The 17,245-nt window shown below is 41.9% G+C and carries 14 protein-coding genes; all 14 read left to right on the top strand.

The genetic code is table 11. The features are described 5' to 3' along the window. Window positions 1-82 precede the first annotated feature (82 nt). The 14 genes from H7968_RS00565 (at window position 83) to H7968_RS00500 (ending at window position 17,208) form a co-directional block, all read left to right on the top strand. On the top strand, window positions 83-1,036 hold the full coding sequence (locus H7968_RS00565; protein WP_227394311.1) for an ATP-binding protein: 954 nt from the start codon (window positions 83-85) through the stop codon (window positions 1,034-1,036). Window positions 1,037-1,054: 18 nt separating this feature from the next. Then, window positions 1,055-2,431 carry a methyl-accepting chemotaxis protein gene (locus tag H7968_RS00560; protein WP_227394310.1) on the top strand — a complete coding sequence of 459 codons (1,377 nt, stop codon included), beginning with the start codon at window positions 1,055-1,057 and terminating at the stop codon, window positions 2,429-2,431. 40 nt (window positions 2,432-2,471) lie between these two features. Continuing rightward, entirely contained in the window at window positions 2,472-4,598 is a 2,127-nt protein-coding gene (locus H7968_RS00555; RefSeq protein WP_227394309.1) for a FapA family protein, read from the top strand. A 19-nt stretch (window positions 4,599-4,617) separates the two neighbouring features. Further along, window positions 4,618-4,932, top strand: a complete 315-nt coding sequence (locus tag H7968_RS00550) for an STAS domain-containing protein (protein WP_227394308.1) — start codon at window positions 4,618-4,620, stop codon at window positions 4,930-4,932. Between the two features lie 68 nt (window positions 4,933-5,000). Beyond that, entirely contained in the window at window positions 5,001-6,074 is a 1,074-nt protein-coding gene (locus H7968_RS00545) for a SpoIIE family protein phosphatase (RefSeq protein ID WP_227394307.1), read from the top strand. Between the two features lie 381 nt (window positions 6,075-6,455). Beyond that, window positions 6,456-8,423 carry a FapA family protein gene (locus tag H7968_RS00540; RefSeq protein WP_227394306.1) on the top strand — a complete coding sequence of 656 codons (1,968 nt, stop codon included), beginning with the start codon at window positions 6,456-6,458 and terminating at the stop codon, window positions 8,421-8,423. A 141-nt stretch (window positions 8,424-8,564) separates the two neighbouring features. Then, the gene (locus H7968_RS00535; protein WP_227394305.1) at window positions 8,565-10,517 is read left to right on the top strand and encodes a sensor domain-containing protein; all 1,953 of its coding nucleotides are present in this window, start codon (window positions 8,565-8,567) and stop codon (window positions 10,515-10,517) included. A 171-nt stretch (window positions 10,518-10,688) separates the two neighbouring features. Continuing rightward, on the top strand, window positions 10,689-11,531 hold the full coding sequence (locus H7968_RS00530; protein WP_227394304.1) for a DegV family protein: 843 nt from the start codon (window positions 10,689-10,691) through the stop codon (window positions 11,529-11,531). Window positions 11,532-11,702: 171 nt separating this feature from the next. Next, window positions 11,703-13,019 (top strand): DEAD/DEAH box helicase, encoded by a 1,317-nt coding sequence (locus H7968_RS00525; RefSeq protein ID WP_227394303.1) that lies wholly within the window; start codon window positions 11,703-11,705, stop codon window positions 13,017-13,019. Beyond that, window positions 13,016-13,702: a ComF family protein gene (locus tag H7968_RS00520; RefSeq protein WP_227394302.1), complete on the top strand. Its 687-nt coding sequence runs from the start codon at window positions 13,016-13,018 to the stop codon at window positions 13,700-13,702. The genes H7968_RS00525 and H7968_RS00520 overlap by 4 nt, the downstream gene beginning before the upstream one ends. 94 nt (window positions 13,703-13,796) lie before the next feature. Then, window positions 13,797-14,210: a TIGR03826 family flagellar region protein gene (locus tag H7968_RS00515; RefSeq protein WP_227394301.1), complete on the top strand. Its 414-nt coding sequence runs from the start codon at window positions 13,797-13,799 to the stop codon at window positions 14,208-14,210. Window positions 14,211-14,328: 118 nt separating this feature from the next. After that, window positions 14,329-14,595: a flagellar biosynthesis anti-sigma factor FlgM gene (gene flgM, locus H7968_RS00510; RefSeq protein ID WP_227394300.1), complete on the top strand. Its 267-nt coding sequence runs from the start codon at window positions 14,329-14,331 to the stop codon at window positions 14,593-14,595. A gap of 52 nt (window positions 14,596-14,647) precedes the next feature. Beyond that, a complete protein-coding gene (locus H7968_RS00505; RefSeq protein WP_227394299.1) occupies window positions 14,648-16,918 on the top strand; it encodes a hypothetical protein in 2,271 nt (756 codons plus the stop codon). Then, window positions 16,915-17,208 (top strand): EscU/YscU/HrcU family type III secretion system export apparatus switch protein, encoded by a 294-nt coding sequence (locus H7968_RS00500; RefSeq protein ID WP_227394298.1) that lies wholly within the window; start codon window positions 16,915-16,917, stop codon window positions 17,206-17,208. The genes H7968_RS00505 and H7968_RS00500 overlap by 4 nt, the downstream gene beginning before the upstream one ends. Window positions 17,209-17,245: the final 37 nt, after the last annotated feature.

The following is a 17,245-nucleotide window of genomic DNA, read 5'->3' as shown; positions in this document are numbered from 1 at the left end:
AAGGTCATCCAGTAAGACAGGATTCGGGTGGGTTCATGTTGCTTTTTGCCAATGGAATTCTGAACTTCGGGAGTGAATCAAAATGAATTGGCAGTCCATTAATGTTATTCGGAAGTTAAGGAAAAATATTTTTTCCTTCTCGCCATCCGAACAGTCTGTTGATCATCTTCTTTACAGGATAAAGACCGGATTTATCGCAATGAAATGCGGAGAAAAAATGGGGTATACAAAACAGCGGCAGGATGAGCTGTTTTATCAGGTACTTGCCTGTACACAGGAGGAGCTCAAATACGCAGAGGATCCACTTATTTCAGCAGCAGCTCAAATGATTGAATGGGAAAGCGCAGAGGTTGATCTGCCGGAAAGAATTTGCGGGTTAAAAGTGGCTGACGATCTAAAAAAAGCCATGCTTGATGTTTATTTTGATACGAAGCAGGAATTATTCCCTTCAGGAAAACCGGGGGTAAGTACGACAAATGTTCCCGAATCATGGGAAATATATCGTGACGTTATTTATGCAGCTACTCAGGAGAAGCTGCTTCTTATTTTAAAAGAAGAAATTGAGTTTTTTAAAAACGGGGAATTACTGCTCGAATATATGATCCGCAAAAGGTCGGATATTGCGGATATCAGAAACATGGCACGGCAGTGTTTTGAGGAAAAAGGTTATTCAAAATCCTTCATGATGAGCTGCCTTCTCGTGCTGTCAGAATCTCTGACAAATGTGTTTAAGCACGCAAAGTGCGGGCACGTAAAGATTGTTGAAGATCACCATCAGTCACTTCATTTTATTGTTGAAGATGAAGGGCCGGGTATTGACCTTCAAAGTCTTCCGAAAGCGACGCTTCTGAATGGGTTTTCCACCAGGGAATCTCTTGGTCAGGGTTTTAACGTTATGATGAAAATTGCTTCGAAGTTACGACTTTATACCGGGGGTCAGGGAACAACCTTAATTATTTCCTTTGATCAGCCGATGGATAAAGAAAAGGATACGGACCGGCAGAACGATCAATATTCTGCCTTGCCCCACTACTAGATTCAGGAGGGATAGGGGATGAATACATTCACACCATTGCGAAAACAATTCCTCTATTGGATATTTGCTGCCGTTTTGATTGTGGCGGTCATTACAATTTGTATTCAGCTGTTCATGATTCAGCGGCAGGTGGAAAAGAATACGGAACTATATGCGGATTTTGTTTCCAGCGAGTTTTTATCCAGGCTTGATCAGACGGAAAAAGTAAAGGGTGTTATGGATCAGCAGCTGGATCAGGAACTCAGTTTAACGGCACGGCTTGTTTATGCGGAAATCAACAGGATCGGACTAAACAATCTGACAGAGGATGTAGCAGAAAGATGGTTTAGTGAATTCAATCTTGATCGGCTTGAGGTAGTGGAAAGTGGAAGCGGGGCGACTTTTGTTTTCGAAGATGGTCAGGGTGAGCCGGGGCTGTTGTCTGAAGGCGGATATGACGCTGACGATACAGTTGATTACCGTTCAGGTGATCTTCATATCATCATATCTTCTGCTGATAATGCAAACATGCTGATTGAGGAAACAGTAGGATTTAATAAGGTGATAGAAGAAATGAAATCAACTATTCCGGTATTAAAAGAGGCAGCCGTTTTTTCAAAAGGGCAAGGTGGTGACTGGCTATTGACAGCGGGATCAGTCGCCACACTTAAACAAAGCGGGCTCTCACATCTTGGTACATTGTCTGAAGAAACAGGAGATACTTATCACCGGGTTTACCTCTCGAAAGACGAGTCAACAGCCATCTATTTTTCACTCGACCGATCCGTTATTTATTTGCCGATCTATCAAAATGCACTAGTTTTTCTGTCACTGCGTTTATTTGCAATCGTGTTATTTATCATTTTGATTATTAAATTTTTTAATAAAATCTCCAGCATGATTCAGGAGTTAATTAATCAGGTTTCCAGATTGGAAGGTGGGGATTTGACTGCCAGGAGTACTTTAAAGGACAGGGGGGAGCTTGGCAGACTGTCCCTCAGTCTGAACCGTATGTCGAGTCACTGGAATAACATTATCTCGGCAGCGGGCAATTATACAATTCAGACTCAACGAATGTCTGTCATGCTTGAGAAAGAAGCAGTTTACTCCACTGACCGGCTGGCAGAAATCACCGTTGAAACCGCACTGATCAACCGCCATGAAAAAGAGGAGGCACTTTTATTATTAAATGATGCAGATCATTTCATCAGAATGTATGCTCCTTCTGAAAATCAACTGCATTATCTTGCGAAAGTTGAGGCGATTAAACAGATAGTAGAATCAAAATCCACAGCTTCTGCGGAGGCAGCAATCACTGTCAATAATACGCTGAAGTCTCTTCATCATCAGGCTGAAGAGCTTGCAGATACTTCACAGGAGATGCTTGAACTGATCGATTCATTCAGGGTGGATTAATCGCAGACGCTACTTAAATTGATACAGGCAGGTGACAATTATGCAAAGTGTTGTAGCCAAGGGTAAAAGTATTCAGGAAGCGGTTCAGGTTGGCATTGATCTGATGGAGGTCACGAAAAAAGAGGTCAATATTGAAATACTTCAGGCTCCATCGAAGGGGTTTATGAAAATAGGTTCAAAAGAGGCGGTTGTTCGTCTGACAAAGCTTGAAACAGCTGTAACAGTGGACACGCCGATACCTGCTCAACGGGAAAGTCATGATCTGAAAGAACCTGCAGATCATGTGGTGGAAGAGTCAGATGACTGGTTCAGCAAAGCAGAATCATTTGTCAGCGGGCTGGATATAGACAAAATTGAAATCCGGCAGCCTGAAGTCAAAAAAACAGCCGATCATTCGAGTGAAGAGCTGCTGCTTAAGAATGGTTCTGTCTGGGTGAAGGATGGAAAGCTGATGATGAATCCCGGTACAGAAAAGCTCCCGGTGGTATCTATACCAAAAGGGATCCGGCTTTACCGGAATCAGAAATTGATTGAAGAACCTTTATATATTCTCTCGCCAAAAGATGAATACAGAATTGCAGCAATTGATGAGGAAAAAGACACGGAATGGTCTCTGGAAGTAAGCCCGGATAAGCTGAAAGCATTTTTACATGTGAATCCGGGATATATCATTAAGCGGACAGTAGATGATTTAGACCCGCTTCCACAGATCACGCTCACTTACTCAGAAGATCGGACAATCAAACAGACATTAACAGAAGCGATGGTTAAAGAAGCGATGCAGGAACGGTCAATCCTCCAAAACATTGATCACATTGAGTTACTCAGGGCAATGAGAAATGGTGAACCATCTGATTACACAATTGCCAGAGGGGTAGCTCCTTCAGAAGGAAAAGACGGCTGGCTGGAACTGAAGGTAGATACAGATGTAAAGGAAGGGTTAAAAGAGGGAGAGCACGGCAAAGTGAACTTCAGGGAAACAAAGGTGTTCCCGATGATTGATACGGGTGAAATTATTGCAGTCGTTCACCCGCCGGAAGAAGGATCAACCGGCTATTCCGTGTACAGTGAATCTCTCTCTCCAAAACCTGTGTTTCCAATCGTTTTACGGCTTGGAAAAGGTGTTAAGCTAATCGGAGATCATATTGTTGCAAAAGAGTTTGGCCGGCCTCATATTGAATCAAAAGGTCAGCTGGTGAAGATTTCAATTATGCCTAAGTTACTGCACAACGGAGATGTCAATCTCTCTTCGGGCAATATTTCTTTTTTAGGGGATATTGAAATTACAGGTGAGATTGATACCGGAATGAAAGTGGAGGCGCAGGGGAATTTAGTAATTGGGAAAAACATTCAGGGATCGGTTTGTACAGCCACCGGTTCGATTATCGTTGCTGGCAATATCACAGCCTCCGACGTATCAGCCGGAAAAAATAATATGATTACGTCAAAGCTCTCAATGCTGACAGGGGTATTGAAGCAGGACGTAGACCGGATTATAGCGGTCATTATTCAGCTGATCAATTCTCCAAGCTTTAAAACAACCGACTTTCCGAAGGGGGGCCTCCAGCCTCTTGTCCGTATTTTACTTGAAAAGAAATTTAACGACTTTATACCTCGCGCCAAGCTGTACGTTCAGCTCGTACGTGAAGGGAAAGCTCAGCTTGATGACGAGAGATGGAAGGAAACAGCTGAACAGATTTCTTCCCTGTTTTTAACTTTATCAACGAAAGCCGTTTCCATTGATGTTTTCACTCATTTATCACACCATCTTGGTGCATTGCATGAAGAGTCGGAGATGTTTGATGAATCGAAATCATCAATTGAATGTATGAACGTACTGAACAGCCGTATTCATGCAGGAGGGGATCTCTATATCAGTGGACAGAGTTGTATTCATTCACGTATTCATTCGGGAGGCTTTATGACGATTAATGGCTCATTGCGTGGAGGAGAAGCCTATGCTGAAAAAGGAATATACATAGGCGAAACAGGTGCTGAGAGCGGAACACCGACCAATCTGGCTGTGCCATCGGGTGCGGTCATTAAAATCGGCAATGCACTGGAAGGAACCATTCTTCGCATTGGGAATCGTAAAGTCGTTCTGACACAGGATTATTCCGGTTTGAAAGCACGGCTGAATGCTGGTGGAATGATTGAACTTCGCTGATCATGAGAGGAGGAAAACCATGCTGAATTATAAGATTGACAATACCGGCCCATCTGCAACGGTTTATTTTGAGGGGGACCTTGATATTGATACAACAGAATTAATTGAAATAGAGCTGACAGATCTTTTACAGAATTATGAACGGATTGCGATTGAATTTCAGGATGTGCGATTTGTTGATTCTTCAGGAATGGGGCTGTTATTAACGCTCGTTCAGTCTCTTAAAGCTGATGGGAAAGGTGTCTATATCAAACGGGTAAGAGAAGATGTAATGGAAGTGTTTGAGCTGTTGCAGATCCCTGAAATACTTGGAAGGAATACATTTATCCGATGAGCGGGGCGGCGGGCAGTAAAAATATGCGTCGCGGCGATCCCGTTTTTAACAATGGAGCAATGTCTTCAATGGAGAAAATCAGTGAGACTATCGTGGAATCTTTAACGCACCACGTAGCCATCATTGATCGATCAGGTCTGATTATAAAAGTGAATAGAGCGTGGAAAAAGTACGCTAAGGAAAATGGCGGTGATCCGGAAAAGCTTTCAGCGGGAGCTGACTACTTCGCCGTTTGTGACAACCAAACCGTGGAATCGATCAGGCAGGTACTGAATGGCGAAATGGAAAACATTCAAATCGAATACCCATGTCATTCAATTCGTGATAAAAAATGGTTTTCCATGAATGTAACGGCACTTTCAGAAACGGATAGCAGTAACATTTTTGGAGCCATTATTACACATTTTGATGTCACGGAAAGAAAAATAATGGAACTGCGGCAGCAAAAAGAACTAGAGATGGCAAAAACAATTCAGAGAAGAGTGCTGCTTGATCCGATTATGAAGAATCTCATAACCGTAAAAGGGTTTTATCTGGCATCGGATCAGCTGTCTGGAGATTTATATGCATGGTATAAGATTGATGAGCACCGGACAGGGATTATTTTGCTGGATATTATGGGTCACGGTCTTTCATCGGGGATGATCAGTATGGCAATCCGTTCTATGCTCGAAAGGATTGTGACGGAATGTAAGGACCCTGAAAAAGTATATTGGGAGCTGAATAAGCAATTTCATTTGTTTTTCAAATCAGGTCAGGGATACCGGAATTTCTTCTGTACGGGTATTTATCTTTTAATTGATACGAAACAGAAGACATTATCCTATTTTAATGCGGGACATCCGAGTGGCCTGCTGATAGATGGCAATCAGGTAACCTTGCTGAAAAGTTCGCTCGTACCGATAGGATTGTTGACTGACCCGAATGTACAGAGTGCAACGGTGCAATGGACAGACAAAACCAGTGTTTTGCTTTATACTGATGGGTTAACAGACTCATTATCCATGAGGCTGTCAGAAGGAGAAAATTTCCTTATTTCAGAAATGAGAAAAGCTGATGATATCTACACCCATTTTGCAGCAATGATTTCTGAACTCAATCGGAAAGATGATATTGCGATTGTCAGTATTTCCCTAGAATAATGTGTATAGGATCGATCGTATGAATCGATCCGTAAGAGGCTGTGAATCGATAAAAACAGCTTCTTTTTTATGCTTAAAAACGAAGAGTTAACGGGTGTTTTACACATTCTCCAAAGAACTGTTACCTATTAAAAATACAAGTGCAGTAAAAAGGGGATGACGAGAATGAGTTTTCTCCATAATCGTCAATTCTGTTTCATAAAAAATGACATGTATAATTCATAGTATTTAATATAAATCAATATTTATATTTTCTGTAATTCAGTTGATTTTTTGAATATTTAGAATTATAATTATGGTGAAAAAAGTCATGTTTTATTACAGAAAGGAGTGTGTATAAAAGGTATAAAGTCATAATAAATGAAAAGGATGTGACAGGAAATGGATTCGATACTCTCGAATGGGAGAACGGTCGAAGAGGCGATTGAGTCAGGATTAAAGAAATTAAATGCTTCAAAGGAAAATGTGGAAATTACGATTATTCAGCAGCCTCAAAAGAGTTTCTTTTTAACAAAAAAGGCGATTGTAAAAATCGAAGTCAAAGTGAGAGACAACATGAATAATACTTCTCATTTATCCTCACAGGATGGATTAGTCTGGATACAAAACGGACAGCTTCATTTTAATGCTTCAAGTCAAAATTCCCCTTCTTTAACCATTCCGCACGATGAAGTCATTATTCAGGACGAAATAGAATTGCCTGAGAAAAACGTAACATTGAAGGAAGGACACAGCTATCGTATTAAACTTCAATCTGAAGTCATGCCGCAAAAATGGTCCATTGAGACAGATGAATTGAATATGACAGTTTACCTTTCCTTATCTCCAAAAGTTGTGATCGAAAGGATACTCGAAGATGCTCCGCCGTCAGGTCATTTAAATGTCCGGATTACTGAGCGTACCATGAATCAGGCTGATTTATCGTTGGAAGAATTGACATCAGAACTGCGTCAAAGAGATATTAAGGTTGATATCGATGAAAACCTGGTTAATGAAATTCTGTCTAACCCTGTATCAGGAAGACATAAAATTGCGGGAGGGTTACACCCTGTAGCAGGCGTTGACGGCTTCATTGATTTTCAAATTCAGACTGAAATTAAAGAAATATTCACTTCAGATGAAAAAGGAAAAATCAATTTTCGCGAGCGCAATACACTTCCTGCTGTGGAAGCCGGAGATATTATTGGAGAAGTGAAGGAGCCCGTCGCTGGAACCGCAGGGTATGATATTTTCAAACAGCCTCTGCAGCCGAAAGACCCTGATCCTGTCAGCTATATTCTTAAATCAGGAGTGAGAGTGGACGGTTCCCTGATCGTTGCTGAGATAGCTGGACGTCCTTCAATTAATAAGAAAAAACATTCTTATGAAATTGGTGTGGAAAATACGTTCTTTGTAGATGGGGATGTTGGTCTTGAGTCCGGTAACATTGTCTATAAAGGAAATGTTGAAGTTAAAGGCAGCGTGCAGACCGGCATGAAAGTAGAGGCCAGTGGGGATATTACCGTTAATAAAAGTATTAATCAGGCAACATGTCTGGCGGGAGATTCAGTCATCATTAAAGGACACATTATTACTTCTCAGGTGACAACTGGTCATGAAAACCGGTTTAAAAAGGCCGGTGAACTGATTGTGATCATTAATAATGAACTGAACCGATTGGATTTAACATTGCAACAGGTGAAGGGATCTGCAAAGTATTTTGAAATTCAGCAATTAAACAGAGGCGTTGCCCCGATTCTGGAGCTTTTGATTGATGCAAATTTCAAGGGATTAAAAGGATCAGTACAGTCGCTTCACCAGATCTCTAATCATGACCGCGAGGAATTTCCGGAACCGTTTCAAAAAGTAATGGAGAACCTGTATCAGTTTTTTCTCCAGACAAGCAAATCGTCTGTTGATTTCAGGGACCTTGAAGAATTGATGTTTGATCTGAATAAATTGATGCAGCATTTCCATGAAAGTAAGCCGAGTGATATTGAATGTCTCAGCGTGATTAACAGTGAGCTGACTTCAGCCGGAGATATTACCATTAAAGGTGACAGCTGTGTGAATGCTCAGCTTGAAGCTGAAGGTACGATCGTAATAAACGGCAGTTTCAGAGGTGGGAAAGCCCATGCGAAACGTGGGATCGTCTTCAATGAAGCGGGAGCAGTCAGTGGTACCCCTACTCATCTGTGTGTATCAGCAGGTGGCTTTATCCGTGGGAACCATGCTTTTGAAGGTACTGTTCTTGAAATTGGAAAAAACAAAAAAGTACTTGAAAAAAATTATCAATCATTTGAGGCTGCTCAAAATGAACACGGTTACATTTCAATGAGAGAAAAAAGCGAATATCAGGCACAAAGTTAACAATTTATGAAAAAAGGCTGAATCAACTCGAGTATACAGTTGATTCAGCCTCTTATTGTAAAAAATGTTTAAATATTTATTTGCTGACCGATATAGTAAGTAGTTCTATTTACTTATTTCAGATCATTGGAGTGATACCTTATGTACCAGGACATGGTTGATCTAATAAAGATACCTGTTTGTATTTACAGCGATAGAGGCAAAAAACTTGCAAGCAATAATGGGTGGGATCTGCTTTTTCCTTGTCTTTGTGATCAGGATATGAGAGCCCCTCAAGATGATGATCACCTTCATTCCTCTTTATTATCAGACATTAAAGATAATCAGCATCATGAATTTAAAATTCCTGTATCCTTCACAGAAGGCAGGAGTGGAGAAATGACATTTATGCTGTTGAACGATCAATCTGTTCTGTCATTTTTGACTGTGTCCAATCAGCCTCTGACAGTGAATGAATCTGCAATGGATGTGCTGGAAAGAATGAATGACGCTTTTTTTTCGGTAGATCACAAATGGCGAATGATCTACATAAATCGCGAAGCGGAAAAATTTTTAAGCTGTCATCGTAATGAATTGATCGGGAAAAATATCTGGAAGGAGTTTCCGCGTTTATTAGGCAGTGAATTCGAAGAAAATTATTTGAAGGCATTTAATGATCAGGTGTCCATTCAGTTCGAAGCTTATTTTGAACCGAGGGATCAATGGTATCAGGTACATGTCTATCCAAACAGGCAGGGTGGCATTTCTGTTTACTTTCGGAATATCAATGAAATGAAGAAAATGGAGCAGTCTTTATGGCATTCTGCTCACACAGATTATTTGTCAGCGCTGCCAAACAGACGGTATGCATACGAATGCATGAAGCAATACGCAGCATCTGATCAACCATTTTCTATTTTCTTTATTGATCTTAACCAGTTTAAAATTATCAATGATCTCTACGGTCATGATATTGGTGATCAGCTAATTGTGAAGGTGGGTATGCGGCTTCAGAAATGTATGGGAGCAGAAGCGGAGGTAACTCGTCTTGGCGGAGATGAGTATTTAATCATTGTTCCAAAAGAACTGAATGATGAAGATATTGATGCGATCGGGAATCAGATCATAGGGACATTTAATCGAGCCTTCATTTTTGAAAACTGTCCTGACATTCATGTGGATCCAAGTGTAGGGGTCAGTTCTTTTCCGAAGGATGGAAGGTTAACGGACACGCTCATTGATAAGGCGGATATTGCCATGTATGAAGCAAAAAAGAAGCAGCAGCTTCGGGCAGTACGATATGATCCTGCGATGCATCAAAGTATATCGAGGGATTTAATTATTCAGCAGGAATTGAAAAAAATTGTGGAGCGTGGCGAGCTGGCGTTTGTCTTTCAGCCTCAGGTGGATTCACTGAATAATTGGATTACAGGTGTTGAAGTGCTGGCCAGGTGGGAACACCCTGTTCTTGGAACTGTTTCTCCTGCCGAATTTATCCCGATTGCAGAGTCGTCAGGCATGATGGATAAACTGACCAGGCATCAGCTTGATACCTGTCTTTCACAGTTTGCACAATGGAAGAAGAGTTATCATTTTGATGGAACGATCGCTTTTAATATTTCTTCCATGCTCATTAGAAACCGCTCATTTATGCGGTTTTTAGAGGGAGTGATACAAAAACATGAGATCTCCTATAACCAGGTCGAAATTGAAATCACAGAAAACATTCAGCTGTTTTCCCATCTTGAAAGCATTCAGTCGCTTGAGCGTTTGAGAGAACTGGGGATCCGGGTGGCGATTGATGATTTTGGCACCGGTTATTCAACATTATCTTATCTTAATCGATTTCCACTGGATAAAATAAAAATTGATAAGCATTTTACGGATCAGATTCACGTTGATCAAAAAGGGGAAGCAATCCTCGTTTCCATTATCAAACTTGCTGACAGCCTGCATCTTGATGTTTTAGCAGAAGGGGTTGAAACGGCTGAACAGCGGGACTTTCTGCAGGAAAACGGCTGCCGTCATATGCAGGGATACTACTATTTCAAACCGATGTCCTTAAAGGAATGTGAAACGTTTTACCGTGAAAAGATTTTAAAACACAGGGTGTAAATCCGGTCAGATTAAATCATCATGATCCATTCATTCTCTGACAAACCGATCTATTCTGATTCACAAAATTAATGCACGCTCCACCTTCTTAAGATAGAATAGGATATGACAAGTGTCATATACGAAACTTCATATCAGATGAAGAATTGAGAGATAGAGAAGGATGGTTGGATGAAGACAGCGATTGTGACAGACAGTACGGCATACATACCGAAAGAACTGCGTGAGAGGCTATCCATCCACATGGTTCCTTTGTGTGTCATTATTAATGGAGAAACTTATGAAGAAGAGGTTGACCTGACAACCGATGAATTTTATGATGCAGTCCGTGGGGACGGCGATTTACCAACGACCTCGCAACCGCCTGTAGGGAGATTTGCGGCACTCTTTGAAGAGCTTTCTAAAGATCACGATGAGGTGATTTCCATCCATTTGTCCAGCGGAATTAGCGGTACTTACAGCGGCGCAGTTCAGGCAGGAGAAATGGTGGATCAGATCGCTGTTTACCCATTTGATTCGGAAATTTCCTGTATGGTGCAGGGGATGTTTGTCATTGAAGCAGCAGAAATGGCGCAGAATGGAGCAAAAGCAAAAGAGATTCTTGATCGATTAAATGAATTGAAAGAGACAACACGTGCTTACTTTATGGTGGATAATCTTAGTCATTTACAGCGTGGAGGACGACTGTCCAATGCACAGGCCATTATTGGTAGTCTGTTACAGGTCAAGCCACTGCTACACTTTGTTGATACAAAAATAGAACCGTTTGAAAAAATCCGTACGCGTAAAAAAGCGATGAAGCGGATTGTAGATCTTTTAAAAGAGGATGCGCAAAAGTATGAGGCGCTTCAGGCAGTCATCATCCATGCAAATCGCGAACAGGAAGCGGTTGAGTGGAAAGATGAGATCAGCGCTGAGCTTCCAAACGTATCATTCCGCATCAGCCACTTCGGTCCGGTGATCGGCACCCATTTAGGGGAAGGATCGATGGGGCTCGGGTGGATGAAGAAGTAATTTCTGAACCGCTGATTTCCGCTGCAGGCGGACGCTTTCCGCGGGGCCGGAGGTGAGCCCAGGTCTCACCTTTCCGGCTTCCTCCCGCTGGAGTCGCCGCCTTGCGCTGCAATCAACTAGATATTTCTCCCCCTTTTTCTATTAAGTTCAAAAACAAACAAGGAGGTCCCCATGTTCACTCTCCAGGCCCACCTCACGGGAAGACAGCTTTTAGAAAGCGAAGTCAAAGCAGCATTCCCCGATGAAGACTTTTCCACACTCCAAAAAGAACCCTCTATACAAAAGAAAACATGTATGCGATGCGGAAACACAAAATCATATTTATTTGGCAGTCATCCATGCGCTAAATGCGGGAAAAACTGTACGTATTGCCGCAATTGTATCAGCGTTGGTAAATCCTCAGTGTGCTCGTTCATTCTATTGTGGAATGATCAGCCCTACGAAAAAAAGCCTCCTCAAGAACCGATCCTTCATTGGTCAGGCACCTTTTCACCTCCTCAGTTAAAAGCAACTCATCTTTTAAAAGAATCTATCGAATCCAAAAAATCCATACTTGTCCACGCTGTATGCGGAGCGGGGAAAACAGAGATTTTGTTTCCAGCGATCGAGCAGTCGATGCGGCTCGGACTCCGTATTTGTCTTGCTACACCAAGGCGTGATGTTGTACAGGAGCTGGCCCCGCGGTTAAAGCAGGCTTTCCTGACAGCTGATATTGAATCCCTGTATGGAGGCAGCGAGGACCGGCAGTCGTTTGCCCACCTGACCATTGCCACGACTCACCAGCTGTATCGTTTTCGCGATGCGTTTGATGTGATGATCATTGATGAAGTGGATGCCTACCCTTATTCTGCTGATCAATCGCTTCAAAAAGCCGTGGAAAATGCACGTAAACCGGATTCTACTCTCATTTACCTGAGCGCTACTCCCTCCAGAAGTATAAAATCAGACCGGATTGTTCGCATTCCGTCACGTTATCACGGTCATCCGCTGCCGGTTCCACAAACAAAATGGCTCGGCAACTGGAAGAAGTCAATCAAAAAAGACAGGGTCGATCCTGCTTTAATCAAATGGCTTTCTGCACATCCAAAAGCACTTGTTTTTATGCCGGACGTTGAATCGATGGAGCATTACGCACGTATTCTTGGGATTCCGTCTGTTCACGCAGAGGATCCGTTACGCAGTGAAAAGGTGATGCAGTTTAGAAACGGAGAGGTGAAGGTACTGTTGACGACGACGATTTTAGAGAGAGGCGTAACTTTTTCTGATGTGCATGTGGCAGTTGTGGGGGCTGATGAAGCGGTTTTTACAGACAGTGCGCTCGTGCAAATTGCTGGAAGGGTGGGACGGGATCGGAATTTTCCGGCAGGCAATGTGACATTTTTTCACTGTGGGCTCACGAATCATATGATGAGAGCGATCAGGCAGATTAATAGCATGAATGAAGAAGCGGGAAAGCTTGGCTTTTTGAAGGAAGGGTTCCGACGATGAGGTGTCTCGTATGTCACGAGAGATTGGTTATAGATATTGGCTGGTCAGACCTGTTTTCACCGCCTGATCCCGATCCGTTTTGTGGAAGGTGCAGACGAAAGCTGGTCAGAATTGATGATGATCAAAAATGCAGCCGTTGCTCACGGAAAATGGAATCATTGATAGACGCTTGTGAAGATTGTGAGAGGTGGACGAGGCATCCGATTTACGGAAATGTGCTCGTTAAAAACCTTGGGCTCTATGAATACAATGATGAACTGAAGGAATTAATAAAGACGCTGAAGTACAGCGGTGACTATGCTCTAGCTGGATGCTTCCAGAAAGAAATCAGACAGACTGTGAAAAAATTAAAAGGAATAGATTTGATTGTACCTGTTCCTCTTAGTGAACAAAAGCTTAAAGAACGGGGATTCAATCAGACAGAAGCTTTTTTGGCTGAAGCTGGAATTCCTTTTCGGCCGTTTCTTCAGCGGATGAATGATCAGGGCAGGTCACAGGCAAAAAAGAATAAAAGAGACAGACATACCGGGCAAAATCCATTTAAAACGGATCAGCATCTTACAGGCCAGTCCATTTTAATCGTTGATGATCTGTACACGACAGGGTCAACCATTCGTCATGCAGCATGGACATTAAAACAGGGAGGGTCAGGCTCAATTTATTCACTGACGATTGGACGTTGATAGTGTTATGTTACTAATAAAGACCTATAACCCTCCTTCCACTTATCCCTCTTTTGATATATACTGAAGAAAAGAATCGAAGGAGGGCTTTTCAATGGCTGAACTGCGTAATTGCCCGAAATGTGATGCTATATTTAACTATAACGGATTGCGTGATGTGTGTCCTGCCTGTCATAAACAGGAGGAGGAGCTGTTTGAGGTTGTTTACCGCTTTCTGAGGCAGCGTGAGAACCGTGCTGCCACGATTGATCGGATTGAAGAAGCTACAGGAGCGGATTCATCCCTGCTTCATAAGTGGGTACGCAAGCGTCGTCTGCATCCTGCACAGTTTCCGGGGCTCGGTTATCCGTGTGATAACTGCGGAACGCTTATCACGCAGGGGAAACTTTGCCGGACGTGTACTGATTCAATTAAAGATGATTTAAAACAGCATGATTCGAATATGGCTTTTAGAGAAGCTGTTGAAAAATCAGGCAAGAGTACGTATCTATCAAACAGGGATCGTTAATAGAAGGCGCATGGGACTATTTTTCTAATTTGTCCTATGTGCCTTTAACTTTGTCTTTACATACCGATATAATCAGTAACATGACAAACAGATCATTTTATGAAAGCAGGTGAGATATATGAAAATCAATCCTTTTCACCAAAATCCGGTTAACCCGTATAAACGTCAGCAGGCTAAGTTAGATCAGACTGAGCAGAACAGGCAGAAGGTATCGGATAAAGTTGAAATTTCGAATACAGCAAAAGAACTTCAATCAAATAATCGCATTCAGGAAGAACGACAGTCCCGGGTGGATAAATTAAAGGTTCAGGTGGAGAATGGCACTTATAAGTCAGACCCTTCTCAAACTGCTTTAGATCTTCTTAAATATTATCGGAAATCCTGAAAAAATTGCTCATTTATGGGCAATTTTTTATGCCTGAAAGGGGGCTTCATGAATGAAAATTAATGTTGATCTGTTAGTGAACAAACAAGGTCAGACTGCCAAAGACACCACATTAAAACAAGGGGATCTGTTTACAGCCAATATAAAAAGTACATCCCAAAAAGGGGAGGCTGTATTACAGGCAAAAGGACAGGATTTTTCAGTTAAAGTAGATGGTGTCATTTCTGATAAAGGACGAGGATCTTTTGAGGTTACTGGTTTTAAAGACGGTCAACCTGTGGTGAAACAGATTCATGAAGCTCCTCAGAAAAGTTCAGGAAATGGACCCGATCATCTTTCCGCACAGTTCAATAATGGAAAGCCTGTTTCCGGAGATTTAAAGTCAGCTCTTGCGTTAATTTCTGAAAAAGGCATACCTATTGATAAAAAGACATTTGCTGATTTGAAAAATTTTATGTCTAAAGCAGATGGTTCTGTTGCGCAAAAACTTGGTACGCTCGAAGCTCTTATCGCAAAAAATCTGCCGATTACTGCAGATCGTTTAAATGCCGTTCATGCTGCTCTTCGGGAATCTGCTCTTCAATCGGGGGTTGCAGATCTTCTAAAACAGGCTGGAATTACTTTATCTGTAAATCCTACAGGTTCGGGTAGTGTCAGTCCAAATATTACGGCAAACCAGCTTAAGGATGCAGCAAGACAAAGGTTGATTCAGGCGCTTACACAATTAATGAATCCTGAAAATTCAGCGTCAGTAAAGCAATTGATACAGCAAGTTCAATCATCAGGAGATTTAAAGCAGGATGCCCAGATGATTCAAAATACTTTTAGAGATGCGCTGTTGAATTCACCCGAAGCTCAGAAATTCTTAAATGATGCGATTAAACTTTTGGTGATGATTAAACCCTCGGATTCATCAGCTTCAAGCGCGGGGGAAAAGCTGTTGGAAGCAATTCAGTCTGTTAAAAAAATACCAGATATTTCAACAGTCATTAACAGCATAAAATCTTTATCGGAAATGCCTGAATGGAAGACGGCTGAAAAAGAAATGCTTCAGACGGCTTTTGGCAAAGCAGATCAGGCTGCATTAAAAGGACTTGAACTACAGGCACGTCAGGAGTTGATGCAGGTTTTACAGGGCTTGGCCGCCGTTCATCCTATCGCATCTTTTAATGCAGAGAGCTATTCTTTATCAGAGGATCTGATTAACTCCATCCCGTTTCAATCAAGAGATGTCATTGTCACAAGAATTAGCGAGAAAATGTCGCAGGCAGCCATTGATTTTAAAAATATTCAAAAGGATATCACGAGAAATCTCAGTTATATTCAATTAAATGCGAATCAGTCGAAGCAGCAGGTTCTCCAACAGGCAAAACCGATGCTTGAAGCAACCATTAAAATGCTTGATAACGCCATTTTAAAAGGCGACTTTATGCTTTATACGAATATGGAAACTGAGAAAAAGCTGATGAAAGCGAGCGGGCAGCTGGCTGAAGCTTCAAAGCTTTTGGCAAAAGGTGAGATTGCTGCAGCTTCGAGGATTACATCAGAAATTAAAGCGATGATGGAGAAAATTGAATTTAAGCCATCAGATGTGAAAGTCCAGCATTTCGTATCGAAAGAGATCATGCAATTAAATCCACCTTCTCTTCAGCAGCAGACAGCTTTGAATTTACAGCATTCTTTGCAGCAGCTTTATTCAGAGCCTAGTGCCCGCAGTGCTTATGAGCATGTGAGGAATATGGGGATGACTTTTGAAAATGAGCAGGCTCACTCCTTACTTACCCGCGGACAGGGACAGGAACAGCTTGCGCACTCATTAAAAGCCATGCTGATGAAAATGGCTCAGGGTGAAGGCGGTAAAATGGATGCAATGAATAACCAGCTGACAGGGCAACAGCTTTTGAGTAAGACGGATTCAACCGGACTTCAGAGTATGGTCATGACGCTGCCATTTATTCTTCAAGAAAAAGTTGAAAGCTTTAAAGTCTATATGCAGTCGAAAAACGGCAGTCAGAAAATTGACTGGGAAAACTGTAGTCTGTACTTCCTGTTCGATACGAAGAAAATGGGCGAAATCGGTGTTTCACTCAACGTCTCTGACCGGAATTTGAATGTGAAAATGAAAAACGACCAGCCTGATTTTGAAAAGAAAATGCAGCCCATCACTGAACTCGCCAAGGAACGACTTGGAGAAATCGGCTACCATGTCCAGCAATTACAGTTTGGAAAACTGACACCTGAAGTTTTGCCGGATTCAATTGAAAGTGCTGCGCAAAAATCAGTACCGTTTATGACAGAGAAGGGATATGATTTTTCAGTATGAGACCTCATTATTTTAATCCTGCTGCAAAAAGAAAGATAAACGGACCTTCGGCTGCGGTGATCCGCTACGATGAAAAGGAAGGATCCCCTCAAGTTGTAGCGCAGGGAAGTGGAGCGCTTGCCGAGCGGATTCTTGCGTTAGCTAAAGAACACAATATTCATCTGGAAGAGGATAATAGCCTTTTGTCTGATTTACTTGATATTGACCTTGGGGATACGATTCCGCCACAGCTGTATTCTGTCATCGCTGAAATTCTTATATTAATAGAAGAAATGGAGAAACAGTATTAAAAGTAAAGAATCAATATTTAAAAAGGTTCGAATGTGT

This window comes from Jeotgalibacillus aurantiacus (genome assembly GCF_020595125.1).
GTDB classification, from domain to species: domain Bacteria; phylum Bacillota; class Bacilli; order Bacillales; family Jeotgalibacillaceae; genus Jeotgalibacillus; species Jeotgalibacillus aurantiacus.
The sequence above is the reverse complement of the archived record's forward strand: the minus strand, read 5'-3'. Positions and strand labels throughout refer to the sequence as shown.

What these genes read in the sequence shown, in the direction of transcription:
- H7968_RS00520 (WP_227394302.1), top strand. Translation starts at nt 13,016, where the DNA reads ATGAGGTGTCTCGTATGTCACGAGAGATTGGTTATAGATATTGGCTGG.
- H7968_RS00555 (WP_227394309.1), top strand. Translation starts at nt 2,472, where the DNA reads ATGCAAAGTGTTGTAGCCAAGGGTAAAAGTATTCAGGAAGCGGTTCAG.
- H7968_RS00525 (WP_227394303.1), top strand. Translation starts at nt 11,703, where the DNA reads ATGTTCACTCTCCAGGCCCACCTCACGGGAAGACAGCTTTTAGAAAGC.
- H7968_RS00530 (WP_227394304.1), top strand. Translation starts at nt 10,689, where the DNA reads ATGAAGACAGCGATTGTGACAGACAGTACGGCATACATACCGAAAGAA.
- H7968_RS00545 (WP_227394307.1), top strand. Translation starts at nt 5,001, where the DNA reads ATGGAGAAAATCAGTGAGACTATCGTGGAATCTTTAACGCACCACGTA.
- H7968_RS00505 (WP_227394299.1), top strand. Translation starts at nt 14,648, where the DNA reads ATGAAAATTAATGTTGATCTGTTAGTGAACAAACAAGGTCAGACTGCC.
- flgM (WP_227394300.1), top strand. Translation starts at nt 14,329, where the DNA reads ATGAAAATCAATCCTTTTCACCAAAATCCGGTTAACCCGTATAAACGT.
- H7968_RS00515 (WP_227394301.1), top strand. Translation starts at nt 13,797, where the DNA reads ATGGCTGAACTGCGTAATTGCCCGAAATGTGATGCTATATTTAACTAT.
- H7968_RS00540 (WP_227394306.1), top strand. Translation starts at nt 6,456, where the DNA reads ATGGATTCGATACTCTCGAATGGGAGAACGGTCGAAGAGGCGATTGAG.
- H7968_RS00550 (WP_227394308.1), top strand. Translation starts at nt 4,618, where the DNA reads ATGCTGAATTATAAGATTGACAATACCGGCCCATCTGCAACGGTTTAT.
- H7968_RS00560 (WP_227394310.1), top strand. Translation starts at nt 1,055, where the DNA reads ATGAATACATTCACACCATTGCGAAAACAATTCCTCTATTGGATATTT.
- H7968_RS00500 (WP_227394298.1), top strand. Translation starts at nt 16,915, where the DNA reads ATGAGACCTCATTATTTTAATCCTGCTGCAAAAAGAAAGATAAACGGA.
- H7968_RS00535 (WP_227394305.1), top strand. Translation starts at nt 8,565, where the DNA reads ATGTACCAGGACATGGTTGATCTAATAAAGATACCTGTTTGTATTTAC.
- H7968_RS00565 (WP_227394311.1), top strand. Translation starts at nt 83, where the DNA reads ATGAATTGGCAGTCCATTAATGTTATTCGGAAGTTAAGGAAAAATATT.